Annotated in this window: 22 protein-coding genes and 1 pseudogene; 10 read left to right on the forward strand and 13 right to left on the reverse strand. The window is 65.5% G+C overall.

The window, feature by feature from the left end; genetic code table 11:
- Positions 1-2: 2 nt before the first annotated feature.
- The 3 genes from sufB to L2D00_04695 are packed head-to-tail and all read right to left on the reverse strand — an operon-like array spanning position 3 to position 3,123.
- The gene (gene sufB / locus L2D00_04685; GenBank protein ID WBQ13984.1) at positions 3-1,508 is read right to left on the reverse strand and encodes a Fe-S cluster assembly protein SufB; all 1,506 of its coding nucleotides are present in this window, start codon (positions 1,506-1,508) and stop codon (positions 3-5) included.
- A gap of 23 nt (positions 1,509-1,531) precedes the next feature.
- Complete coding sequence (locus L2D00_04690) at positions 1,532-2,671, reverse strand: cysteine desulfurase (GenBank protein WBQ13985.1); 1,140 nt, start codon at positions 2,669-2,671, stop codon at positions 1,532-1,534.
- Positions 2,668-3,123, reverse strand: a complete 456-nt coding sequence (locus L2D00_04695) for an Rrf2 family transcriptional regulator (protein WBQ13986.1) — start codon at positions 3,121-3,123, stop codon at positions 2,668-2,670. The genes L2D00_04690 and L2D00_04695 overlap by 4 nt, the downstream gene beginning before the upstream one ends.
- Before the next feature lie 230 nt (positions 3,124-3,353).
- Here L2D00_04695 and L2D00_04700 point away from each other — a divergent pair, with 230 nt between their 5' ends.
- The gene (locus L2D00_04700) at positions 3,354-4,037 is read left to right on the forward strand and encodes an alpha/beta hydrolase (GenBank protein ID WBQ13987.1); all 684 of its coding nucleotides are present in this window, start codon (positions 3,354-3,356) and stop codon (positions 4,035-4,037) included.
- Here the strand turns inward: L2D00_04700 and L2D00_04705 are convergent.
- The 3 genes and pseudogenes from L2D00_04705 to L2D00_04715 all read right to left on the reverse strand — a co-directional run bounded on the left by L2D00_04705 (position 4,034) and on the right by L2D00_04715 (position 6,196).
- Positions 4,034-5,317 (reverse strand): aminotransferase class V-fold PLP-dependent enzyme, encoded by a 1,284-nt coding sequence (locus L2D00_04705; protein ID WBQ13988.1) that lies wholly within the window; start codon positions 5,315-5,317, stop codon positions 4,034-4,036. The genes L2D00_04700 and L2D00_04705 overlap by 4 nt on opposite strands.
- 85 nt (positions 5,318-5,402) lie before the next feature.
- Entirely contained in the window at positions 5,403-5,771 is a 369-nt protein-coding gene (locus L2D00_04710) for a TonB-dependent receptor (protein ID WBQ13989.1), read from the reverse strand.
- A gap of 92 nt (positions 5,772-5,863) precedes the next feature.
- Positions 5,864-6,196, reverse strand: a pseudogene (locus tag L2D00_04715) (anhydro-N-acetylmuramic acid kinase).
- A 28-nt stretch (positions 6,197-6,224) separates the two neighbouring features.
- Here L2D00_04715 and L2D00_04720 point away from each other — a divergent pair.
- The 3 genes from L2D00_04720 to L2D00_04730 all read left to right on the forward strand — a co-directional run bounded on the left by L2D00_04720 (position 6,225) and on the right by L2D00_04730 (position 8,539).
- A complete protein-coding gene (locus L2D00_04720; protein WBQ13990.1) occupies positions 6,225-6,404 on the forward strand; it encodes a hypothetical protein in 180 nt (59 codons plus the stop codon).
- Positions 6,405-6,927: 523 nt separating this feature from the next.
- On the forward strand, positions 6,928-7,680 hold the full coding sequence (locus L2D00_04725) for a hypothetical protein (protein ID WBQ13991.1): 753 nt from the start codon (positions 6,928-6,930) through the stop codon (positions 7,678-7,680).
- Positions 7,673-8,539, forward strand: coding sequence for a hypothetical protein (locus tag L2D00_04730; GenBank protein WBQ13992.1), 867 nt, complete (start codon positions 7,673-7,675; stop codon positions 8,537-8,539). Before L2D00_04725 ends, L2D00_04730 begins: the two co-directional genes overlap by 8 nt.
- 817 nt (positions 8,540-9,356) lie before the next feature.
- On the opposite strand, the gene L2D00_04735 is transcribed toward L2D00_04730, so the two are convergent.
- The 3 genes from L2D00_04735 to L2D00_04745 form a co-directional block, all read right to left on the reverse strand.
- On the reverse strand, positions 9,357-10,217 hold the full coding sequence (locus L2D00_04735) for a hypothetical protein (GenBank protein WBQ13993.1): 861 nt from the start codon (positions 10,215-10,217) through the stop codon (positions 9,357-9,359).
- Positions 10,218-10,421: 204 nt separating this feature from the next.
- Complete coding sequence (locus L2D00_04740) at positions 10,422-11,528, reverse strand: anhydro-N-acetylmuramic acid kinase (protein WBQ13994.1); 1,107 nt, start codon at positions 11,526-11,528, stop codon at positions 10,422-10,424.
- On the reverse strand, positions 11,525-15,091 hold the full coding sequence (locus tag L2D00_04745; protein ID WBQ13995.1) for a DUF3971 domain-containing protein: 3,567 nt from the start codon (positions 15,089-15,091) through the stop codon (positions 11,525-11,527). Before L2D00_04745 ends, L2D00_04740 begins: the two co-directional genes overlap by 4 nt.
- A 119-nt stretch (positions 15,092-15,210) precedes the next feature.
- On the opposite strand from L2D00_04745, the gene bcp reads away from it, so the two are divergent.
- Positions 15,211-15,678 carry a thioredoxin-dependent thiol peroxidase gene (gene bcp, locus L2D00_04750; GenBank protein ID WBQ13996.1) on the forward strand — a complete coding sequence of 156 codons (468 nt, stop codon included), beginning with the start codon at positions 15,211-15,213 and terminating at the stop codon, positions 15,676-15,678.
- 12 nt (positions 15,679-15,690) lie between these two features.
- On the opposite strand, the gene L2D00_04755 is transcribed toward bcp, so the two are convergent.
- Positions 15,691-16,482: an exodeoxyribonuclease III gene (locus tag L2D00_04755; GenBank protein WBQ13997.1), complete on the reverse strand. Its 792-nt coding sequence runs from the start codon at positions 16,480-16,482 to the stop codon at positions 15,691-15,693.
- Between the two features lie 24 nt (positions 16,483-16,506).
- On the opposite strand from L2D00_04755, the gene L2D00_04760 reads away from it, so the two are divergent.
- A complete protein-coding gene (locus L2D00_04760) occupies positions 16,507-16,890 on the forward strand; it encodes a hypothetical protein (GenBank protein ID WBQ13998.1) in 384 nt (127 codons plus the stop codon).
- Positions 16,891-16,899: 9 nt separating this feature from the next.
- Here the strand turns inward: L2D00_04760 and L2D00_04765 are convergent, their stop codons facing one another.
- On the reverse strand, positions 16,900-17,880 hold the full coding sequence (locus L2D00_04765; protein WBQ13999.1) for a threonine/serine dehydratase: 981 nt from the start codon (positions 17,878-17,880) through the stop codon (positions 16,900-16,902).
- A gap of 158 nt (positions 17,881-18,038) precedes the next feature.
- Between L2D00_04765 and L2D00_04770 the strand changes: the two genes are divergently transcribed.
- The 3 genes from L2D00_04770 to L2D00_04780 all read left to right on the forward strand — a co-directional run bounded on the left by L2D00_04770 (position 18,039) and on the right by L2D00_04780 (position 20,641).
- Positions 18,039-19,673, forward strand: a complete 1,635-nt coding sequence (locus tag L2D00_04770) for a long-chain-fatty-acid--CoA ligase (protein ID WBQ14000.1) — start codon at positions 18,039-18,041, stop codon at positions 19,671-19,673.
- 107 nt (positions 19,674-19,780) lie between these two features.
- A complete protein-coding gene (locus L2D00_04775) occupies positions 19,781-20,395 on the forward strand; it encodes a helix-turn-helix domain-containing protein (protein ID WBQ14001.1) in 615 nt (204 codons plus the stop codon).
- 63 nt (positions 20,396-20,458) lie between these two features.
- Positions 20,459-20,641: a superinfection immunity protein gene (locus tag L2D00_04780; GenBank protein WBQ14002.1), complete on the forward strand. Its 183-nt coding sequence runs from the start codon at positions 20,459-20,461 to the stop codon at positions 20,639-20,641.
- Between the two features lie 222 nt (positions 20,642-20,863).
- Here L2D00_04780 and L2D00_04785 read toward each other — a convergent pair whose 3' ends face one another.
- Both L2D00_04785 and tdh read right to left on the reverse strand, forming a co-directional pair.
- Positions 20,864-21,535: a nitroreductase family protein gene (locus L2D00_04785; GenBank protein WBQ14003.1), complete on the reverse strand. Its 672-nt coding sequence runs from the start codon at positions 21,533-21,535 to the stop codon at positions 20,864-20,866.
- A 1-nt stretch (position 21,536) separates the two neighbouring features.
- Positions 21,537-22,583, reverse strand: a complete 1,047-nt coding sequence (gene tdh / locus L2D00_04790; protein WBQ14004.1) for an L-threonine 3-dehydrogenase — start codon at positions 22,581-22,583, stop codon at positions 21,537-21,539.
- A 159-nt stretch (positions 22,584-22,742) separates the two neighbouring features.
- Between tdh and L2D00_04795 the strand changes: the two genes are divergently transcribed.
- Positions 22,743-24,167 (forward strand): metallophosphoesterase family protein, encoded by a 1,425-nt coding sequence (locus L2D00_04795; GenBank protein ID WBQ14005.1) that lies wholly within the window; start codon positions 22,743-22,745, stop codon positions 24,165-24,167.
- Positions 24,168-24,180: the final 13 nt, after the last annotated feature.

Genomic DNA, 24,180 nt, shown 5'->3' on the forward strand with positions numbered 1-24,180 from the left:
CATCACCCCACACTCCCTTCCAGCGACACTTTCAGCAGCGCCTGGGCCTCGACGGCAAATTCCATGGGCAGTTCCTGGAGCACCTCGCGGCAGAAGCCGTTGACCAGGAGGGCCACCGCCGTCTCCTCGTCCAGGCCGCGCTGGCGGGCGTAGAAGAGCTGATCCTCGGAGAGTTTGGACGTGGTCGCCTCGTGCTCCAGCGTGGCGTGGGGCGTCTTGGCTTCGATATAGGGCACGGTGTGGGCGCCGCACTGATCCCCGATCAGCAGGCTGTCGCACTGGGTGAAATTGCGCGCGCCTTCCGCCTTGGCGTGCACCGAGACCAGACCGCGATAGGTCTGGTCGGAGCGCCCGGCGGAAATGCCCTTGGCGATGATGCGCGAGCGCGTGTTCTTGCCCAGATGGATCATCTTGGTGCCGGTATCGGCCTGCTGGCGGCCATTGGTCACCGCGATGGAGTAGAACTCGCCCTGGCTGTTATCGCCGCGCAGCACGCAGCTTGGATATTTCCAGGTGATCGCCGAGCCGGTCTCGACCTGTGTCCAGCTGACCTTGGAATTCCTGCCCCGGCAATCGGCGCGCTTGGTGACGAAATTATACACCCCGCCCTTGCCGTCCGCGTCGCCCGGCCACCAGTTCTGCACGGTGGAGTATTTGATCTCGGCATCGTCCAGCAGCACCAGCTCCACCACGGCGGCGTGCAGCTGGTTTTCATCGCGCATGGGCGCGGTGCAGCCTTCGAGATAAGACACATAGGCACCCTTGTCGGCGATGATCAGCGTGCGTTCAAACTGGCCCGTGCCTTGCGCGTTCATCCGGAAATAGGTGGACAGCTCCATCGGGCAGCGCACGCCCGGCGGCACGTAGACGAAGGAGCCGTCCGAAAACACCGCGCTGTTGAGCGTCGCGAAGTAATTGTCCGTAGGCGGAACGACGCTGCCGAGATACTGGCGCACCAGCTCAGGATATTCCTGCAGCGCGTCGGAGATGGACATGAAGATCACGCCGGCCTTGGTCAGTTCGGCCTTGAAGGTGGTCGCCACGGAAACCGAATCGAACACGGCGTCCACCGCCACGCGCGGACGCTCGCGCGCCTCGGCCGCCGTGGTGTCTTGCGCGCCTTCGACACCCAGCAGAACCTCGGCCTCGCGCAGGGGGATGCCGAGCTTTTTATAGGTCTCCAGAATCTCCGGCGGCACCTCGTCCAGGCTCTTGTACTTGGCCGCATCCTTGGGCGCGGCGTAGTAATACGCGTCCTGATAGTCGATCTTGGGATAATTCACATTCGCCCAGACCGGCTCGTCCATCTTCAGCCAGCGCGCGAACGCCTCCAGGCGCCAGTCCAGCATCCATTGCGGCTCGTTCTTCTTGGCCGAGATGAAGCGCACAATGTTCTCGTTGAGGCCCTTGGGCGCGTATTCCTGCTCGATCTCGGTGGTGAAGCCGTACTTGTACTTGTCAGCTTCCAGCTGACGCACGTCCTCGATGGTTTCTTTCACCGCAGCCATGTTATGCCACTTTCTTCATCGCTTCAGACCGCCACGGCCGCGCGCGGCCGTGCGCGTGACCGGGCATCCAGATAAGCCGTGGCGAATGCCTCGGCCTCGTCTTGTGTGCTCGACCAGCCAAAGCTGACCCGCAGGGCGCTTTGCGCGTGATCGTCGCCCGCGCCCATGGCGTCGAGAACCTTTGAGCGCCGCACCTTGCCCGACGAACACGCCGCGCCCGCGCTGACCGCAAAGCCCGCCAGATCCATGGCGATCACCTGGATCTCGCTCGCCCAGCCCGGCGCCGACAAACAGCTCGTGCCCGGCAGGCGCGGCGCGTCTGCGCCCCAGATGGTGATGTCCGCGCGCGCGTCACTCAGGCGCGCGTCCAGACGGTCGCGGATGGCGGCAATGCGCGCCGCCTCGCCTGTATCGGCCAGCGCCGCGTCCAGTGCCGCGGCGAACCCGGCAATGCCGGGCAGATTTTCCGTGCCCGCGCGCCGGTAGCTTTCCTGACCGCCGCCGCGAATCTGGGCGCTGACGCCCGCATCGCATGCGGCAATCAAAGCGCCCACGCCCATGGGCCCGCCGCATTTGTGCGCTGACAGCGCCGCGAAATGGGCCAGCGATCCCGCAAAATCAAAGTCCGCCTTGCCCGCGATCTGCACCGCGTCGACATGGAACAGATGACCCGCCTCGCGCACCAGACGCCCGGCCTCGGCCACCGGCTGGATCACGCCGGTCTCGTTATTGGCCGCCATCAGCGCCACCAGCAGCCGCTCGTCGCCGGCCCCCGCCAGCCGCGCCTCCAGCCAGGCCATATCCACAACGCCCGTGCTCAAGACCGGCCAGATCTCCACCGGCAGGCCGCTGGCCGCCGCCGGCGCCGTCACAGCGTCATGTTCAAACGCCGCATGGATGATGCGCTGGGCGCCGGCGGCCCTGGCCGCCGCGATCGCCAGATTATTCGCCTCGGTGCCGCCGGAGGTGAAGATCACATCCTCGGCCCGCGCCGTCATCAGCGAGGCGATTGTGCGCCGTGCCGTTTCCAGCCGCGCCCGCGCCGCCCGGCCCGGCCCGTGGACCGAGGAGGGATTGCCGCACGCGCTCAGCGCCTCGCCCATGGCGGCAAGCGCCTCGGGGCGCAGGGGCGCGCTGGCGTTATGATCAAGATAGACCGTCACTCGGCCGCCTCGAGCATGAGCGGATTGAGCGCCGCACGCCCGGCCACGCGCTGGCGGATGACGTCATCCAGGCTGACGCCGGTGAGAAACAGCTGGATCTGACGGCCCAGCTCGTCCCACAAATCATGGGTGATGCAGCGCGCGCCCGCCGTCATGCAGCCGCGCACCGCGTGGCGGCAGCGCGTCACGTCCACCGGCTCTTCCACCGCCAGCATGATGTCCGCCACCCGCGTCTCGGCCGGCGTGCGCGCCAGGCGGTAGCCGCCGCCCGGACCGCGCACAGACTTGACCAGACCCGCCCGGCGCAGCTTGGCGAACAGCTGTTCGAGATAGGACAGGGAAATCTCCTGGCGCGAGGCTATATCACTCAGCGTGACGGGGCCTTCGGCGCCCATGCGGGCGAGATCGGCCATGGCCATCACGGCATAGCGGCCCTTGGTGCTCAGCTTCATGGTCTCATCCTTCGCTGGGGCGGGTACAGCACGCCCGGCTCGCACTGTGCGCCCGGCCTGTGGTAAGAGGCCGCTCCTATATCCAACCCGATGGCGCTATTGAGGATGTAAGTCTCCCAGTGCCGGAGTCAAGAATTGACGGCCAACTTCGCCAGAAGCCCTGCTGCGCGCCCGCGCGGACACCTGACTGGAAAGCTTGGTTATCTGAACACAGGACGCGTGAACCGCCCATGCCCGACGTGATCATTCCCGGCCCCGCGGGCCGTCTTGAAGGCAAGTACAGCCCCGCCAAGGATACCGGCGCGCCGCTGGCCCTCGTGCTCCACGCCCACCCGCGCGGCGGCGGCCATATGGAGACCCCGGTCTCCCTCATGCTGTACGACCAGTTCAAGGCGCGCGGATTCTCCGTGCTGCGCTTCAATTTCCGCGGCATCGGGCGCAGCCAGGGCAGCTATGACCAGGGGCTGGGCGAGCTGTCGGACGCCGCCACGGCGCTCGACTGGGCCCAGGCGCACAATCCCGGCGCCAGCTATTGCTGGGTGGCCGGCCATTCCTTCGGCGCCTGGATCGCCATGCAGCTTTTGATGCGCCGGCCGGAGATTGCCGGCTTCATCTCGGTGTCGCCGCCCACCAACATGTATGATTTCACCTTCCTGGCGCCCTGCCCGGCCTCAGGGCTGATCGCCCACGGCGAACACGACGCCATCGTGCCGCCCGACGACATGGTGCGCGCCATGGCCAAGGTGCGCAGCCAGAAGGGCATCACCATCTCCACCGAGATCATCCCCGGCGCCGGCCACCTCTTCCGCGACCATCTCGAGCCGCTGCAAGCCACCATCACCACCTATCTCGACAAACGCCTGCCCGAAGTGGCGCGCGAGAAGGCGGAGCCGGGGCCTGTGGGGAAGCGCTAGGCGGCGATGATCCGGACGGCGTCCCGCAAGGCCAGCACGTCATCTTCCGAGTTGAAGATGGCTGGGGTCACACGCACACACGCCCCGCTGGCCAGCCCGTCGCGCATAACGGTGAAGATCCCGAATTCATCAGCCAGGCGCGCCGCCAGAGCAGTGTTCTCCTGAACGCTGGTGCGCCCGGTCAGGCGGAATGACGTGATGCCCGCATGCAGGGCCGGGTCGGCGGGTGTGAGAATCTCCACGCCGGGATGTTCGCGCAGCGCTTCCGCCCATAGCCCGCGCAGATAGCGCAGGCGCGCCTCCTTCCGGGACGGGCCCAGCGCATGGTGCAGCGTCAGCGCTTCGGGGACCGCCAGCAGGGCCGCGAGATTGACGGTCCCGGTCTGCACCCGCGCCCGGATGCTCTGAGGTGCCGGATCGGACGCATTCATGTATGGCTCGATGTCGGCGATCCGGTCCCGGCGGATATAGATGGCACCCACGCCCAGCGGCGCGCCGATCCATTTGTGCAGGTTCAGCCCGACAAAATCGGCACCCAGCGCGTCCACATCGAAATCCACCTGCCCGAAGGCATGCGCCGAATCCACCAGCACGTCGGCATCGTAGCTGCGTGCCAGCGCCACCAGGTCACGCACCGGCAGCACCAGACCGGTGCGGTGGCTGACATGCGTGGCCAGGACAAGCCTGATGTGAGGATGCGCCTCCAGCATCGCCGCATAGGCGTCGAGAACGCCCTGATGGCTCGCCGGTTCGGGCAGTGCGACGCTGTGCACCCGGGCACCGCGCCGGCGCGACAGCCAGTCCATGGCTGTCTGCATGGACGGGTAATCGAGATCGGCAAACAGGACGCCATCGCCGGGCCGCAAGCGATGATAGCCGGAGATCAAGGCCTGCATCGCCTCGGTGGCGTTGCGCGTGAACACAATCTCGTCCTCGCCCGCACCCAGCGCAGCGGCTGTCTGCTGCAGGACGGCGCGCGCGTCGGCACCGAACCGGGTCCGAGCGTAAATGGCCGTGCGGGCATTGACGCTGGAGAGCGCCGCCGTGTGCGCGTCCAGCACAGACCGCGCCATCATGCCCCAGTTTCCATGTTCGAGATGGATCATCTCGTCGGTGATGTCGTAAAGACCGCGCACGCCGCGCCAATACCCCTCGTCGCGCGCCGCTTCGGCCGGATCCGCTGAAACGGAAGGCAGATCGGCAAGAGTGCGCGCCGCCGCCGGTCCGGCAGTAACGAGTGGCGCGGCAGCGAGCATGGCGCGCCGGGTCAAGTGCGTCATTGCGAAATCCCCTGTTGCAGTCACATGGCGAAAGGGCGGCGCTGGCGCGCCGCCCCTGGCCGTTTCATGTGGCCGGAACCCCAGCCTAGAATTCAGCCGTGAACCGGAGATACCATTTCCCGCCATCGGTGTCGTACGGCGCATTGCGTGAGTAGATCAGACCGCGATTGGCCTGATTGCGCGATTCATCGGGGAAGGTATTGAAGACGTTCTCCGCACCGGCCCGGACCTGAACCTGCTCGGTCAGGCGCAGGGACACGCCCAGATCAAACAAGGTCATCGCGCCGAAATCCTGGAACACAACGTTGGCACTGTCATCGATATCGGTCCACTGGCCATAATGGCGCGCGCGCGCCAGCAGACCCCAGCGCCCGCGATTATACTCGGCCGTGAAGACAGCGTTGTGCTGAGGCAGACCCTCTTCGAACAGTCGGCGCGAGACATCATTGAACACACCGGCAATGGCTTCGCGGGTGACTTCAGTCTCATTCCAGTTATACGCCCGCGCGCGGCGATTTCGCCGTCCTTGTCCATCGCCTCGCCGGTGTGGCTCTCGATCAGGGCATCAATCAGCCCGTTGCCGGGGCCGGTATCGAACGCGGTCAGCGTGCCGTCACTGCCGATATGGGTGATGTTGGCGACGCCGCCGATATTGATGATCGCAAGCGGCCGTTCAAGGCCTGACCATTCAGCCAGCGCCCGGTGATAGACCGGCACCAGTGGCGCGCCCTGCCCGCCTGCGGCCACGTCTGCCGAGCGGAAATCATAGACGACCCGGCAGCCCAGCCGGTCGCTGAGCGCCTGCCCGTCGCCGATCTGGAGCGTACGGCCCGGCACGCCGGCCTCGGGCCTGATCGCCAACGGCGAACACGACGCCATCGTGCCGCCCGACGACATGGTGCGCGCCATGGCCAAGGTGCGCAGCCAGAAGGGCATCACCATCTCCACCGAGATCATCCCCGGCGCCGGCCACCTCTTCAGCGACCATCTCGAGCCGCTGCAGGCCACCATCACCACCTATCTCGACAAATGCCTGCCCGAAGTAGCGCGCGAGAAGGCGGAACCAGGGCCGGTGGGGAAGAGGTAGCGGGGGGAGTATCCTTACGGCGTCCCGCAAACGGGAACCGAGGACACACACTCATTCTCCGGCCTTCACCCGCAGGCGGCCCGGCGGAATCGCGGTCAGACCACAGTAGAGCGCGTCATCAGCCTCGCAAAAGACTGTTGGCTGACGCCCGCTCCCACACTGCGTCACATGATGGGGCTGCCCCGGAACCACGATGCGTGCCGCGCGCGCCATCCCCGCACGCTAAATGCCATATCCGAGTGAAACACTCGCGCCCTACGCGCCCTACGCGCCCCTGACGGGGAAATAGGGTATGCTCACAGGCTACAATCCCGGCTCACAATAACGTAACTGGATGTCCTGAAAATTCTAACAAAATCAAAAAATTACCTCGCTCAGCATTCCCTGTCGACTCACGAAACCGTCATCAATTATACAATCAAATGTCAAATTAACTGTCGGAGGCCAGTGGGATCAATTCTGACTTGATTTCGCGTTGCGTATAAACCTAACCTGCTGACGGGGAATAATGGGAGGGGGGCTCATGGACCAGATTGCTTCGTTCTTACAGGAGCGGTTCCTGGTTGGTCTCCTTGAAAGCCTTTTCTACGGCTTTCTGACTTCCACCATCGTCGTCATCGGCACACTTGTCTGGCGCAACACCGTGAAGTTCTCCGACGGGCTCGGTCGTGGCTTTTCCGAAACGGTCGCCGTGTTCCGCGAGCGGCGCATACAGGCTGCACTGGACGAAATTGCGATCGTCGGTCGAGTGTACAAGATCCTAATCCATTTGGTCTTTATTCTGCCCGTTGTACTTTTCCTGGCAGCAGCGATCCACATAGTTGGGTCATTGTTCCTGTACGCCGTTGCAACAGATGCTGTGGTCGGATCGGCTTTAAACCTAACGCAAATAGGTGAGTGGGATTTCCCGGGATATCTGCTAGCCGTTGCTGTGGCGGTGCCTCTCGCATTCTGGGTCTTCCGAGGATGGGTCGTTCGCCTCATGCTTGGTTCTATAATGACGCTTATAGTGCTAATATTTGGTGGTGGTGCCCTTGCTATTTTCAGCCCGCTTGTTTTGTCGGAGGGCTGGGTTCTGCCCGCAATCGCTTATCTAAGCCCACTGGTGTCAGCAATTTTCGGGGGTTGGCTGGTTTATGTTGTGACCCCTGAATACTTGAAACAAGAAGCGCAATTCTCAGGCTTCAACATCTTTACCCCGATTTCCGCTCTGCCAGCTCTAATAGTTGGGATCTCTCGATCACCTTTGCTTTTAGGAGGTATTCAACATGGTTGAACGAGCGCTAGAGCTGATTGCTCAGGCAGGTCGTGATCAATTGGCGCAATTCATGTTCTTCGTGACCCTACTGACCATTGTGACCATTTCAAACTGGATCCTCGTGACCATTCGGCTCGTTGGTCGCGAATCTCTCGGGTTTATCAATGTTGCAAGATCGGCAGCGGTCGACTTCTTGGGTCGTTTCCGTCCGGACCAGCGGCTCAACTATCTGGCCGTATTTGCGCTGCCTCGAGCGCTCTTTACGATTGTCGCCAGCGTGCTTCTTTACATGCTTCCGATCTTGATCTGTATTGCCGCCGTCATGCTGGCTCTGTCGGTCATCATTGAACCAGGCTGGGCTTGGCTCCAATCGTCGGGATTTCGTGGCGTCACCGAACTGCAGCCTTATGTTGAACCAAGTGACGAACAGGTAGGCAGAACGCTGCTCATCCTTGTTTTGGTTGCGACAGGCATAGCGGTCGTGGTGCGACACTTGCCCGGTGTGAGGCAGGTTTTCAGTAATCTCGGCGCGGCGGCGGCCCTCATGTTGTACATGCCTGCTTTCGCCGCCGCAGCGATGCTGACGATCTTCGCACTTTCTGACTACCTCCTTGCCTCAATCTCGCCGCGCGTGTTCAGCGCTGAAGGCGATCAAGTCATCTTGTTCTGGGTTGTCGTCGCAGCCGCCGTGCTGGCGGTTCCGGTTTGGTATTTCGGGCGTGCGGCGTTCGAAGGGTGGACGACCGCCGCACGAGGCGTGAAACTTCCAGCGTTGTGGAGCAATCTAGCCGTCGTCCTTGTCGGCGCGGCAGCAAGCGTCGCTGGTTGGTTTGCGATGTATGATCACCTGTCTGCGGCTTCGTGGATGCCATTTTAGCGGCAAAAAGGGCTGCATCGAACCACAGCCGCCCAGGGCCGGAAGCTCGGTTGTCGCCGCGCTGGCGCGCACGGAATGCCCTCCGCCGCACCGGAACTCCCGCGTCCAAAGCCGCGCCTCAGGACACACGGCTCCCGCGTCAAATGACGCCCGAGCGCGGTCCGAATCCGGGGACACCGAATCCGGGGACACACACCTATTTCCCCCCCCCGGCGGCGACGATCCGGTGCTCATTCCTCCCCGTCGTTCCATGCTGGAAGAAACTCCAAAATGGCTCAGCAAGGAGCGATGGGGAGATGAGGTCGCATTCAGGGCGTCATCCTGCGCCCCCGCTGCCTTGGTGAGCCATCGCTTTTTGAGCAGGTTTGTCAGATTTGGGTGATGCCGGTTCGGTCAGCACGTCCTCCCCAAGGGGCGTAAACCAGGGACACCCCCCTACCCCCCACAACCCTCCCCCCGCTCATCGCCGCCTTCACCCCCGTGCTCCCCGGCCAGCTGATCGGCAGCCCCCGCGCGGTGCGCGCGGCCATCACGGGGCACGCTGCCGATCGCCCCTACGCAAACCGGGGAAAGACACGTGTTTTCCAGCCTCGGCACGCGGGCGGCCAGGCGGTCTAGCGGCCAGATCGCAAGTAGGGCGCGTCATCCGAATCGGTAAAAAGTGTCGGCTCGGGCCTGTTTTGATCAGGATGCCCGGCAAAGCGACGTGTGCCTTGCGCGCCATCCCTCCACACAAGTGAATATGTCGGTGATGGAAAACCCCGCAACGAGCCCATAGCTGGAAAATAGGTGTGTGTCCCATTTTCGGAAGGGTGACTTACTCAGGGGCCAAGGCTTCAGCGGCTTCAAAGTCAGGCGGGAGAATGTCGAGGCTCCAGATTTCGATCCATTCGGCTCTCTCCCGGCCGTGATAAACGCCCGCCTCTCGGCTATAGTCTGCAACCATCAGATGTTCGCCATCGCCCAGTGCCGAAAAGACCCTGGTTCCCGCCGGAAGTGAGGCAATAGTCCCCGGGGGGAACGTTCTGCCATCAGGTTCCAGGTAGAGCCGCGACCAACTCAGTGTGGGGGCGCCATCATCCACATAACCCGGGGGATCATACTCTCCGCGCCGTGAGCGTTGCAGATAGTTAAGCCCAGCAGCCAGGCGCTCGTCCTCGTAGCGACGTTTCACTGCCTGCCAGCGGGCAAATTCGACGCTCTCTGCCTGGCGTGCGCAATCATCGCCAAATCGTGTAAAAAAATCCTCTCCATACGGAGCAAGTTCGATGGTGCAGCGAATCTCAATCGCGTCTCCTCCCGTGGGCTGCCAGCTTGTTCCAGGTGAAACCCGCAAGGTCAAAACCGCGCGCCGGGTATAGTCCGCGTCGGTCAAGGCCAGGATCGCGGCATATCGATCGACCGTTTCACGAGCCATCGTGTCCAGCCGGCTGACTGTCCACATGGAGACTACGACGAGAACCAGCAACAGCCCCCGCCCCAGCCAGGTGGTCAGCATCCAGATCACAATTTTGAATGGGAGAACGAAAATGACCCATAAGGGAAAAATAAGAAGGGCGTTGAGGTTACCAAAGGCGGATCGGTCATTCACGCCTCGCCAGTACTCAGCACGCTCAATGCCCGACGCTTTGTCCCCCAAATGGCCGCCCGCCTTTCCTCTTTCGTAAGGTTCGGTCATTGAGCCCCCTTGGCATACACGCTGATCCCGGCTAAGTCCTGGTACTATCAACTCTTTTCCCGGCTCCACCCACAGGTCGACCTACGGATTGCCATCGGGCAGGTGCCCGTCCTGAGCGAAGACTTCGCGTTGATTAATGCTGAAGTTAGCTTACGGAGCGTTCTGGATCCGGGCAAGACCAACGCTTCAGAAGCGCCACCCTACCTATCCCCCCACAACCCTCCCCCCGCTCATCGCCGCCCTCACCCCCGTCGTGCCCGGCCAGCTGATCGGCAGGCCCCGCGCGGTGCGGGCCGCCAGCACGGCGAAGGCTTCGGCTTCGATGAGGTCGCCGCGCCAGCCGACGGCTTCGGCCGGGACGGCGGGCACGCCGCAGGCGGCGGCGATGCGGGCGATGAGGTCGGTGTTCTTGCGTCCGCCGCCGCACACAATGAGGCGCTTTGGGGCTTCGGGCAGGCGGGACAGGCCCAGGCCCACCGAGGCGGCGGTGAACTGGGCCAGCGTGGCCGCGCCGTCCTCCACGGTGAGATTGCGCGCCGCATCGATGGAGAAATCCCAGCGGTCCAGCGATTTGGGGCCGTCGAGGGCGAAATGAGGGTGGGCGAGGAGCTCGGCAAGGCCCGCCTCCAGCACCTTGCCCCTGGCGGCCAGCGCGCCGCCGGCATCCATGGGGGCGCCGGTGCGCTCCTCTACCCAGGCGTCGATGAGGCCATTGCCCGGCCCGGTATCGAAGGCGGTCAGCGATCCGTCTTTGCCGATCAGCGTGATATTGGCGACGCCCCCGATATTGAGCACGCCCAGCGGGCGCTCCAGCCCCGACCAGTCGGCCAGCAGGCGGTGATAGATCGGCGCCAGCGGCGCGCCCTGCCCGCCCGCCGCCATGTCAGCGGTGCGAAAATCAAACGCCACGGGGGCGTTGAGGCGCGCGGAGAGGCCCGCCCCGTCGCCCAGCTGCAGCGTGCGGCCAGGGCGTCCGCTGGCAGGCGGTTCATGCACGACGGTCTGGCCGTGAAATCCGATGAGATCGAGCGCGGACGGCGCGATCCCGGCGGCGGCGCAGACCGCCTCCACCGCGCGCGCATGGGCGTTGGTGAGCACGGTTTCCGCCTCGGTGAAGATCGCGGGCGCGGGACCTGAAAAACGCCAGGCGAGCGCCGCGTCCACGGCGGCCTTGAGCACCGCGCGCTCGTGCGGCGCAAAGGGCGTCTCGAAGCCGGGGCCGAAACGCGTGATGGTCTCGCCATCAGTGTCCAGTATGGCCGCGTCCACCCCGTCCAGCGAGGTGCCGCTCATCAGCCCGGCGATGATCATTCCGGTTCTCCTGGGGGCGGGGCGGGATCCTCCGGCGCGTCATCAGACTCGGCCTCGTCCGGCTCGGCGTCGTCAGACTCGACCTCATCCGGTCCGGCCCCATCCGGCTCAGCGGTGTCAGGCCCGGAACCGTCTCCGGCCCCGGCGTCCGGCCCTTCTTCCGGTACCGGTGCCGCGCCCTCCCCTGCGGCTTCGCCGTCCGTGTCCGCTGCGCCGGCGCGGGCCAGGCGCGCAGCCTCCAGCGCATCGAGCTCGCGTTCCGCCGACGTGCCTTCAAAAATCCGCCGCAGCACGCCCGGCGCCAGCGCCGACAGCGGATTGGCGGTGACGCGGGTGGAGTTGAACGGGCCGTTGACCGAGAAGGTGACGCCGATCACCCCCTCGCCGGCGCGCGAGGTGAGCAGCCCGCCAATCACCGGGAGTCCTCCGAGCACCGAATTGATCCCGTAGGAGGGCAGCAATGTGCCATCCATGTCCATGCGTGACCCCTCAAGGTTCACCACACCACTCCACGTGACCCCCAGAGACGGGCCGGCGGCGCGCGCCTCGCGCAGCTCCAGAACGCCGTCCTCCCAGACGAAATCGGCGCGAAGGCGTTCAAAAACAATCCCCTGCCCGCCGCCCATCAGGCTCGCCAGACCCTCCAGCGACCCCGCCGCCAGCACCCGGGTCAAAAGTGGCATCCGCTCCAGCGTAAACGCCTGCGCCTCCACCTCCCCGGCAAATCCGCCCGGCTGTCCACGCGGCGGCGCTGTGGCACTCAGGCGCAGTGGGCCGCCGGTGACGTTATCATAGCCGCCATAGGCGGTTAGCAGCTGGCCGGCGTCCGGGCCTGACGCGGTCAGGCGGCGCATCCCGGTCTCATCCGCCGCCAGTTCCACCCCGACCGGACCGCCCGCCATGTCGGCGTCCAGACGGAAGCGCTCCAGGTGCGCCTCGCCCGTCTCCAGCGACAAGTCCACATTGGTGAATGGCACGCCGCGCACGCGCACATTATCCACCGCCGCCTCAAGGATCACCGCCCCGCCCAGCCCCCCGCCGGGTCCATCCAGCGTCAACAAATCCCGGCTGTCGAGAAACGCTCCGGTCAGCACCAGGCGCAACGGGCCATCCTCGCCGCGCGGCCGGTCTGCGCGCGCGGACAGATCGAACCGGCCCTCCAGGCGGATGGTCGACGCATCCGCCGATAACAGGCGTCCATCGGGTGCCAGGCGCGCCGAGGCCTGGATGTCGACACCGTCTGCGGCAAGGACGAAATCGTCCAGCGCCACCGCATCGGGCTGCAGGTCCAGCGTGAAGCGCGCGGCAGCCGGTGCGCCGGGTGCCTTCTCCCACAAATCCGCCGGCAGGGCGACGGCGGTGCGTTCCAGATCCAGCTCCACATCGATACGCTCGAACGCCAGTCCGCGCCCGGTGACCGACGCCTCGACCCCGACAGCTCCATCCAGGAACTGCCGCACCGGCAGGCCAAGCGCATCGAGATCGCGGCCCGTCATGACCGAAGACAGCCGCATCAGGCTGGACGCCTCGCCCGGCTCCAGTCCAAAAGTCTCGATCCATTCAATATCAGCCCGCGCCGTCGCGATCCGCGCAGCCCCGGACGCGGTCAAGCCGGCCTCGCTGGCGCGGATCTCAACGTCACCGTCCTGGAAGCCGGGCCCGTCCGGTCCCAGTTCCGCCGACACGCCGGTGAAGCGTCCGCGCGCTGCAAAGCGCAGGTCTTCGGCCGGCACGTCGCGCAGCATCGGCCGGCGGATTTCAAACTCGAACGCACCGTCGCCTGCGAAGGCATCGGGCGAAATGCCATAGGAATCGGTCAGGCTGATCGGTGGCTCGGCCAGCAAGGTCAGCAGATCGCGCGCGCCGCCGCGGCCGGTACCGCCAAAACGCGCCAGTCCGCCACGCGGGTTGAGCCGCTCGATCTCGACAAATATCGTATCGGCCTGCAGGTCGCCGATCCGCCCCCCGCGCCCGTCCAGCGACAGCGAGTTGCCGCGCAGTTCCGCCGAGCCGGACAGACCGCGCAGCGGCGTCATGGTCGACACATAGCGCACGGCCGCATCGGCGAAATCAAAGCGCAACGAGAGCTGGTCATCGTCCAGCTGACGGCGCTCCAGCGCCTCGCCGGTCAGCTCGATGTCCAGCATCACCCCGCCCAGACTTCCGCCCAGCACGGCATCGCGGATCCAGTCACGCGCACCCAGGGCGAAATCCACCGGCCAGTGACGCAGCACATCGTCGCGGGTGAACCGGCCCTCCACCGGCCCGGTCAGCGCCAGCGCCGGGAACCAGCCGCTCTGTGTCTCGTCGGCCCCGATATAGCCGGTGAACTGCGCGGTAGCGCCGGGAATGGCGGCGTCGAACTGTTCGAAAGTGGCGCGCACTTGCGAGCGGTCGATCCGCCCACGCGCCGACAGGCTGTCCCAGCGCACGGCTTCGGGAAACACGCCCGGCGGGTCGACATAGCCCGGCCCCACATCCAGCTGATAATTGGCGAAGGTGGGCAGCGCGTCTTCAAAACCCGACAGATCGGTGATGGCCCCGCTCAGGTCAAAAGACACCAGATCGGACGCTATACGCCCTGTCTCGATCTCGATTACGCCGGCAGTGGCGTCGAACGCGGCGCGCAGATCCGCGCCTGCCAGCGCGAACGCCACGCCGCCGGCACGCACCTCGCCGGCGTCTGAGGAGAGATTGATATAGGCGGTGCGAAGCCCTTCCCCGGCAGATGCATCCACCACCAGCTCCAGACGCACCGGCGCATCGAGCCCGGCCAGCGCCGCGAATGCCCCGCGCTGCGGTGCCACGGCGGCGGGCACAAGTCCGGTCAACCGCAAATCCATGAAGACCCGGTCCAGATCGGCGCCCGTGCGCAGATCCAGCGCGGCCTCTGCGCGTCCGGCCGAAGTGATCAGCGCACCGGTGATGGCGGCGTCCACCGCGCCGCCGTCCAGACGCAGGCGCGCGCGGGCGTCCTGCACGATGAGCGCCATGCCGGTGACATCGTCGCGCACCTGTAGCGAAACGCCCGTCAGATCAATCTCGGTCAGACGCGACAGAAAGTCCGACCCCATGCGGCTGGCCAGCAATCCTGATGGCCCGACGCCCGCCAGGCTGCGCGCCTCCACCACGTCAGGCGCACCCAGGCCCGCTGCGACGGCCCCTGACGCTGTGCGGACAATCGCGAAGGCACCGCCCTCGGCGGCGATGCGCACCGGGGCTGCGCGCCCGGTCAGCAACAGATCCAGTGCCAGCGCCGTCTCGATGCGGCGCGCATTGACCAGGGTCAGGCCGTCTGCATCGCGCACGGACACCTCGCGCGCCGTGACCACAATGGCCGCCAGCGCCGGATCAAAGCGCACATCCAGCGTGCCAATGGCAGCCTCGTCGCCCTCTACTGCCTCCATCAGAGCCTGCGTGGCCCAGGGACGCAGAAGATCAGCATCGACCGGTCCGGCAGCCAGGCGCCAGAGCACGGCCGCGCCAACCAGAATCACCAGCGCCAGAAGCGCGGACACCGCCTCGAGCAGATAAAGCATGGCGAGTCGCAAGGTGCGGCGCATGGGCTTTCCAGGCTGCGCTGTCAATTCCAGTTCCGCCCCTTTACGGGACAGGTCTGGCGGACAATCTTCGCCGCCAGTTGCGGCGGGATCGGCCCGCCGGCCGAGGACAGGAGCAAGTGATGGGCGATATCAAGGCCGGGGACAAGGCCCCGGACTTCACCGCGCCGGCCGATGGCGGGCGCGAGGTGTCTCTGGCGCAGTTCGCTGGCAATCCGGTTGTCCTGTATTTCTACCCCAAGGATGATACGCCCGGCTGCACCAAACAGGCCATGGGCTTTAGCGAGCAGGCCGATGACTTCGCCGCGGCGGGCGCTGCCGTCATCGGTATATCCAAGGACAGCGCCGCCAAGCACGACAAATTCCGCGACAAACATGGCCTCAAAGTGATCCTCGCCTCGGATGCCGACAGCGACATCTGCGAGCGCTATGGCGTGTGGGTGCAAAAGTCCATGTATGGCAAGACCTATCTGGGCATCGAGCGCGCCACCTTTCTGATCGGGGCCGATGGCAAGGTCGCCCGGGTCTGGCGCAAGGTGAAAGTGCCCGGCCATGTGGAAGAGGTGCTGGAGGCGGTGCGCGCGCTTTAGGCGCGCTGCTGCCTAAAGGTCGAATACGCCTGTGATCGGCACGTGATCGGACGCCTTCTCGCGTCCGCGCACGGACGAATCGATCTGTACGGACTTGAGCCGGTCGCCGGCCTGCGGGCTCATGAGTAGGTGGTCGATGCGGATGCCGTTGTTTTTATTCCAGGCCCCGGCCTGATAATCCCAGAACGTGTACTGGTGGGCGCGCCCGTCCACCTGCTCGAACGCGTCGGCATAGCCCAGCCATTTGATCGCCGAGAAGGCGTCGCGCGATTCTGGCCGGGTCAGGGCGTCGCCCTCCCAAGCGGCCGGGTCGTGCACGTCGCTCTCGCGCGGAATGACATTGTAATCGCCGGCGAGAATCACCGGCTCCTCGAACGCCAGCAGCGCAGCGGCGCGCGCATGCAGGCGCTTCATCCAGGCGATCTTGTAATCAAATTTCGGCCCCGGTGCCGGATTGCCGTTGGGCAGATAGATGGACGCAATGCGCACCGGGCCGGACTGCGCGCTGATCACCGCCTCGATATAGCGCGCCTGGTCATCGCTCTCATCGCCCGGCAGGGCGGTCATCGCGACCTCCTCAATGGGCAGGCGCGACAGGATGGCGACCCCGTTATAACTCTTCTGCCCCACCGTCTTCACATTATAGCCCAGGTCTTCAAGCTCCATGGACGGGAAGGCCTCGTCCACGGTCTTGATTTCCTGCAGGCACGCGACATCCGGCCGCGCCGCCTTCAGCCAGTCGAGGACATTGGGCAGGCGCGCCTTGATCGAATTGACGTTCCAGCTGGCGACAGACAAGGTCATGGGCGGGGGTCCTGGGAGGGGCGGATGAGAGACGGTCTCGACACGGTGGTCACACCGCGCATCACGGTCATAGCAGTTGTCGCCATGGTGGTGGCAAGTCTTGTCGCCCTCCTCATCGGATGGGCCGGCTTCCAGCTGTGGATCCCCAACGTCATCACCTTCTCCAACCTGCAGGCCGTCAGCACCAGCCCCAGCGTGGAGCAGGCGGTGTACATCTTCCTGTCCGCCGGGCCGCTGATGGCCGGCGCCGGACTGGCGCTGGGCTGGGTCGCCTTCCTCATCTTCCGCAGCCCCGGCGCAGGCTGGCGCCTGGCACTGTTCACGCCGCTGATCTGGGCCGTGGCCGTGATGGCCTATCTCGCCCTGGTGTCGAGCGTGTGCGAGGGCCGGTTCGCCTGCGGGCTGTAATCCGCCGGCCTAGGCCAGCGCCCGCGCAAACAGGTCCGGCTCCACATTGCCACCCGACAGCACCACGACACTGAGGCCGGCCGACACATCCACCCGTCCTGCCAGCACGGCCGCCAGCGCCGCCGCGCCGCCCGGCTCCAGCACGATTTTGAGGTGTTCGAAGGCAAAGCGCATGGCGCGCAGTGCCTCCTCGTCGCTGATCACGGCAACGCCCTTGAGGCGCGGCTGATTGATGGCAAAGGTCAGCACGCCCGGCGTTTCCGACAGAAGCGCATCGCACAGCGAGCCGCTGCGCCGCGCATTGGTCTCGCGCCGGCCTGACACCAGCGAGCGGGCGGTGTCATCAAAGCCTTCCGGCTCTGCGCCCCAGATGTGCGTCTGCGGCGACAGGGCCCCGGCGGCCAGATTGATCCCACCGATCAGCCCGCCCCCGCCGACACAGCAGATCAGCCGGTCCGCAGTCAGGCCTTCATCGGCCAGCGTCTCGAAAATCTCCAGTCCCGCCGTGCCCTGGCCGGCAATGATATCGGGATGGTCAAAGGCCGGGATGACAACCGCGCCGGTGGCCGCGCTGATCTCGGACGCGATGGCTTCGCGGCTCTCGGTGTCGCGATCGTACAGCCGCAGCTGCGCACCCCGCGCGATCACGCCGCGCTGCTTGATGCCCGGCGCGTCGGACGGCATCACGATGGTGGCCTGCAGGCCCAGAAGCTGCGCCGCCTCGGCCACGCCCTGGGCGTGATTGCCCGAAGAGAACGCCACCACGCCGCGCGCGCGCTCGGCGGCATCGAGTTTGGACAGAGCGTTATACGCCCCGCGAAACTTGAACGACCCGGTGCGCTGCAACGGCTCGGCCTTCAGCCGCACGCTGCCCCCCGTCAACGCATCCAGCGCCGGACAGGACAGCAAGGGCGTACGCACCGCATGCCCGGCAAGCCGCCCAGCGGCGGCACGCACATCATCGAAAGTCGGGAGCGGGGGATGGGTCATGGCCCTCTTCCACCCCATCTCCCGTCCTGCCGCAAGCGGAATTCTGCGTGCGAGGGATTGCACTCACGCGCCTGTGCGCCTTTCATGTCGCCGAGCTCAAACATGAGATGCGGCGCGCCGCGAAAGGCGCGCCCGAGACACCCGGGGAGGAGACACCAATGCTGCACGGTCAGATGATGGACCGTCCGCTCATGATCGCGGACATTCTCAAACATGCGGCCCTCAACCACGGCAAGCGCGAGATCGTCTCACGCATGCCCGATACCGGTGAGGTGCACCGCTACGGCTATGCCGACTGCCATGCCCGCGCCCAGCGCCTGGCCAATGCGCTGACCGGGCCCATGAAAGTGAAACCGGGCGACCGCGTCACCACGATCGCGTGGAACACCTACCGCCATATGGAACTCTATTACGCGGTCTCGGGTGTGGGCGCGGTGATCCACACCGCCAATCCGCGCATGGGCCCCGAGCAGCTGGCCTGGGTGATCAATCACGCCAAGGCCAAGCATGTCTTCTTCGACGTCACCTTCGCCCCGCTGGTGGACGCCATCGCGGCCCACTGCAAGAGCGTGAAGAGCTGGGTGGCGATGACCGGCACGTCCACCAAGCCGGACATGAAGACCAAGGCGCAGGTCTATGAGACCCTGCTGGCCAATGCCGATCCGGTCTATAACTGGCCGTCGTTTGACGAGAATTCGGCCGCCGGGCTGTGCTACACCTCGGGCACCACGGGCGAGCCCAAGGGCGCGCTGTATTCGCACCGCTCCACCGTGCTGCATGCGATGGCGTGCCTGGGCGGGGATGTTATCGGGGTCGGCTCGCGCGGCGTCATCATGCCGGTGGTGCCGATGTTCCACGTCAATGCCTGGGGCGTGCCCTACGCGGCGGCCATGGGCGGTGCCAAGCTGGTCATGCCCGGTGCCCAGCTCGACGGTGCCAGCCTGCAGGGCCTGATCGAAGCCGAAAGCGTCAGCCAGGTGCTGGGCGTGCCCACCGTGTGGCTGGGCCTGCTGCAATACCTGCGCGAGAGCGGCAAGCGTATCGATTCGGTCCAGAACGTGCTGATGGGCGGTTCGGCCATGCCCGAATCCCTGCTGCGCGCCTATGAGGGCGAATACGGCGTGGACATGCAGCAAGGCTGGGGCATGACCGAGATGAGCCCGCTGGGCACAGTCGGCAAGCTCCTGCCCAAGCATGATGACCTGTCCGAGGACGAGAAGGTCCGCATCAAGCTCAAGCAGGGCCGGCTGATCTTCGGCGTGGAAATGCGCGCTGTGGACGATGACGGCAATGTGCTGCCGCGCGACGGGCAGTCATCGGGCCATATCCAGGTGCGCGGTCCCTGGATCATCGAAAGCTATTTCCGCGGTGCCGGCCCGGAAGCCTTTACCGATGACGGCTGGTTCCGCACCGGCGATGTCGGCTATCTGGACGAAGATGGCTACATGACCATCACCGACCGGTCCAAGGACGTGATCAAATCCGGCGGCGAATGGATCAGTTCCATCGATCTGGAAAATGCCGCCATGGGCCATCCGGACGTGCTGATGGCCGCCGCGATCGGCATGCCCCATCCCAAATGGCAGGAGCGTCCGCTGCTGATCATCCAGCCGCGCCCGGGCACCACGCCCACGGCAGAGTCCATCCGACACTATCTGGCCGAACGCGTCCCCAAATGGTGGCTGCCCGAAGGCATCGAGTTCATCGCCGAAATGCCGTTGGGTGCCACGGGCAAAATCCTCAAGACCAAGCTGCGCGAGATGTTCAAGGACTATCAATTCCCTGAGGAATAACGACAGCTTCGCCTGCGCGATCACGGCGGGCGGCGCGTGCGGGGTAGCCCTGCACGCGCCGCTTTTGTAGGGTTGTATTCCATGCAGCCATGACCGGGGGAAACAGGATGCCCGCCAGCGAATGGGGCGCACGCCTGAGAACCTTCCGCCAGCGCACCGGCCTGAAACAGCTGGCGCTGGCCGAGGAGTTGGGCGTCAGCCAGGCTTTTCTGTCGCGCCTTGAAACCGGCGCCACCAACCCGTCAGAGGCGCTGGCCGCGCGAATCGCCGCTTTGCTGGACCGGCCCCGCAACCGGCTCATTTTTGACGACTGGCGCGCCACTGTGGCGCTGTCTCCCGGCCTGTCGAGCCTGCTCAGCCGCCATCAGGGTGCTGTGCGCCTGTGCGAGTTTTCCGCCGGCTTCCGGGCCATGGGTGGCGCGTTCGAAACCTCACGCGAAGGCGACGGGCTGGAAGGCCTGCTGGGCGAGGATGCCGACCGCCAGTTCGCGGTTCTCACCGAGGCCGGCGCCTTTGACGGCGAGATCGCGGTCAGCGAAAGCACCTGGAGCACGCTCACCGCAGACGGCAAACAGGTCTGCTTTCACTCGGTCAGCGTGCCTGTGCGCGACGATTACGGCCACTGGCGCCTGCACTCCACGCACACCCCGATCAGCCTGGCGCACTATCGCAGCCGCATGGACTCCGGGCTGGAGACGGTCATCCGCGCACGCAATCCATAAAGCCCTTGCCAGCCCCGGTCAGCTCTCCTATCTTTATCGAAAATCGATAAAGGAGGCCTCCCCATGGAATTCATTCTCGCCGTCGTCCTGGTGCACTTTCTGCCGACGATCATCGCGCTGGCGCGCGGACACCATAATGGCTTCGCGATCTTCCTGACCAACCTCCTGCTCGGCTGGACGGTGATCGGCTGGATCATCGCCCTGATCTGGTCGGTGACGGCGATCGAGCGGCGGGTGGTGGCTTAGGAGGGGTCCCGTCCGGCTCCCCCGTCTGGTTGGGGGTCGAACTCAACCCACCCTGCTTTCCCGGACGGCGTCGCCGATCCGGGATCCATCCCTGAGCCTATCCACGGCTGCGAAGACAGCCAGGGTTCATGGATGGGTCCGGCGCGTTCTGCGGTCGGCCGGGACGGCCGGTGTCGTGATGGGCCCCGGCACCCGCCCTGTCTGCGGCGCAAGCTGCCCCCCTCACCGGAAATCGCAAATCCCGGCCAGCGGCTTCTTCACCGCGGCATGGGCCGGATACGCCGCCCCGTCCGCCGGATAGCCGGTGACGATCAGCATGACGGGTTTCTCGCGGGCCGGGCGCTCGCAGAGTTCTGAGAGGAACCCCATCGGGTTGGGCGTGTGGGTGAGCGTGGCCAGCCCCGCCTGATGCAGGCTCGCCAGCAACAACCCGCAGGCAATGCCGACGCTTTCGGTGACGTAGTAGTTCTTTTTGTCATCGCCCGGCCGCGGCCCGCCGCGCTTCTGGCCGAACACGGCGATGATCCACGGCGCGGTTTCCAGAAACGGCTTGGACGCGTCGGTGCCCAGCGGGGCCAGCGCCTCCAGCCATTCCTCGCCCGCCTTGCCGGCATAGAAGGCGCGCTCTTCAGCTTCAGCCGCCTCGCGCAGGCGGGCGCGCAGCGGTCCCTGACCCAGCACCGTGAAATGCCAGGGCTGGTGATTGGCGCCATTGGGAGCGGTTCCAGCGGTCAGGATCGCCGTCTCGATGATGGCGCGCGGCACGGCGCGGTCAGAGAAGTCGCGGATCGTGCGCCGCGTGCGCATTGCCTCATGGAAAGCCTGCGCCCGCATCAGCATCTCGGCCTCGGGCAGCGCCTCGTATGCCAGCGGCAGGAGGTCAGGCGCGCTCACCTCACACCCCCTGCCAGTCCAGGATCACCTTGCCGGACTTGCCCGACAGCATGGCATCAAACCCGGTCTGGAACTCTTTGGCCGGCAGCCGGTGGGTGATGAGTTTCGAGACATCGAGGCCCGATTGCAGCATGGCCAGCATTTTGTGCCAGGTCTCGAACATCTCGCGGCCATAGACGCCCTTGAAGGTGATGGCGCGCATGATCAGCGAGCCCATATCCAGGGTGAAAGGCTTGGCCGGCAGGCCCAGCATGGCGATCTTGCCACCCATCACCATGTGCTCGACCATCTGGTGGAAGGCAGGCTCGGCGCCGCTCATCTCCAGGCCCACATCAAAGCCTTCGGTCATGTTCAGCCGTGCCATCACATCGCGCAGATTCTCCAGGCCCGTGTTGACCGGTGTGGCGGTCGGGCAGACCGCTTCCAGCAGGCGCAACCGGTCGGGATTGATATCGGTCACCACCACATGGCGTGCGCCGCAATGGCGCGCGACAGCCGCCGCCATGATCCCGATGGGACCGGCACCGGTGACCAGCACGTCCTCTCCCACCAGATCGAAGGCCGTCGCCGTGTGCACCGCATTGCCCAGCGGGTCGAGGAAGGCGGCAATCTCCATCGGAACCTGGTCAGGCAGCGGCACCACGTTGAAGGCGGGCAGGCTCAAATACTGCGCGAAGGCGCCAGGCATGTTCACGCCCACGCCCTTGGTCTCGGGATCAAGGTGAAAGCGCCCGGCGCGCACGGCGCGGCTCTTCTCGCCGACCACATGGCCCTCACCCGACACGCGCATACCGGGGCGCACCCGCGTCACATCGCGCCCGACCGCTTCGATAACCCCGCCGAACTCATGGCCCACCACCATGGGCACCGGCACGTTCTTGCGCGCCCAGTCATCATATTTGTAGATATGCACATCGGTGCCGCAGATCGCGGTCATGTGGACGCGGATCAGCACATCATCCGGACCGATATCGGGCCTGGCCACATCCTGCATCCAAAGGCCTTCACGCGGCTCAGCCTTCACAAGCGCTTTCATGGTCTGGGACATGGCGGCGACCCTCCGGGTTCTGCAGGTTTCAACGGCGCGAGCGTTCTAGCGCAAACCGCTACGCTGCGCGACGGGGGCCGTCTGTAGCAAAACTGTGGTCAGGGGCCGGTATCACGGTGGCACAACCGCCCGGACGCCTGACGTGAAAAGGACGCCGCCATGATCCGCTCTTTGCTCGCCATTGCCCTGACCTGCACCCTCGCTGCGCCGGTCATCGCGCAGGCACCGGCACCCGAAGTGCAGCTGCCGGTGCCGGTGACCGATGCCCCGCGCGCGCCGGGCGCGCCCTTCCTGCCCGGTGGTGCCGCCGACCGCATCATCCTGACCCCCGGCGCAGACGCGTCGCGTGCCATGGCGGTGAGTTTCCGCACCCATACCGGCCAGACCGAAACCCGCGCAGAAATCGGCCTCGTTCTGGACGGTCCGGCCAGCGCCCGTGATCCGGTCGAGGTCACCGGAACCAGCCGCATCGTCGCTGATGCCGACGGTGCAGCGCGCTATCACCATGTGCGCTTTGATGGCCTGGAGCCGGCCAGCCGCTATGTCTACCGCGTGCACGGGCTGGACGGCTGGAGCCCCTGGCTGCCCTTCCGCACCGCAGCGGACGGCTTTGCGCCGACGCGCATCCTTTACTTTGGCGACATTCAGGACCGCATTGGTGATGCGGCCACGCGCGTGGTGGCAGAAGCCCTCACCCGGCCTCACGATATCGTTCTCCATGCGGGCGATCTGGTCGATGCGCGCCAGTCCATGGCCCATGACGATGAATGGGGGCTATGGCATGCGGCGGGCGGGCTGAATTATGCTATCCGGCCCCAGTTTCCCACACCGGGCAATCACGAGCATGTTCGCGTCGATCTGGCTGACGGATCGCGCACCCGCGTGCTGGTTCCCCACTACCCGGCCTTCTTCGCCGTGCCGCAGAACGGGGTTCCGGCGCTGCAGGACACCACATTCTTCGCTGATTATCAGGGCGTGCGCGTGATTTCGCTCGATTCCACCGCGGCCACCGAGCTGGGCGGGCTGGAAGCCCAGACCGCATGGCTGGAAAACGTGCTCAGCGATAATCCGGCGCGCTGGACCATCGCGCTGTTCCACCATCCGGTCATCACCTGCGCCCGGCCGGAGAACACGCGCTTCCTGTCCGACCACTGGGCGGCGCTGTTCGAGGCCCATGGCGTGGATCTGGTCCTGCAGGGCCATGACCATTGCTATGGCCGATGGAGCGCGCTGCATCTGCCGCGCGGCCCAGAGCGTGACGCTGCCAAAGAGGCGCTGGACGGGCCGGTCTATCTGGTCACCGTGGCGGGCTACAAAATGTACGCCCTCAATGACCGGGTCATGGATGAGGCCGACCGCTACGGTGCCGACACCCAGACCTTCCAGCTCATCGAGGCACATGAAGACCGTCTGACCTTCGAGGCGTGGACGCCGAGCGGCGCACTCTACGACGCGTTCACGCTGGAGCGCCGCGCCGACGGGCGAAACCGCCTCATCGAATCCGACCGCACGCTGGCGCCGGTGCGCCTGTGTGACGGCAATACCGGTCCTGATGGCGGGGTCTGTCACGGGCGGCCGCGCTAGCCACCTCCCGCCG

The sequence above is a fragment of the Hyphomonadaceae bacterium BL14 genome (genome assembly GCA_027627705.1).
Lineage (GTDB): Bacteria > Pseudomonadota > Alphaproteobacteria > Caulobacterales > Maricaulaceae > Oceanicaulis.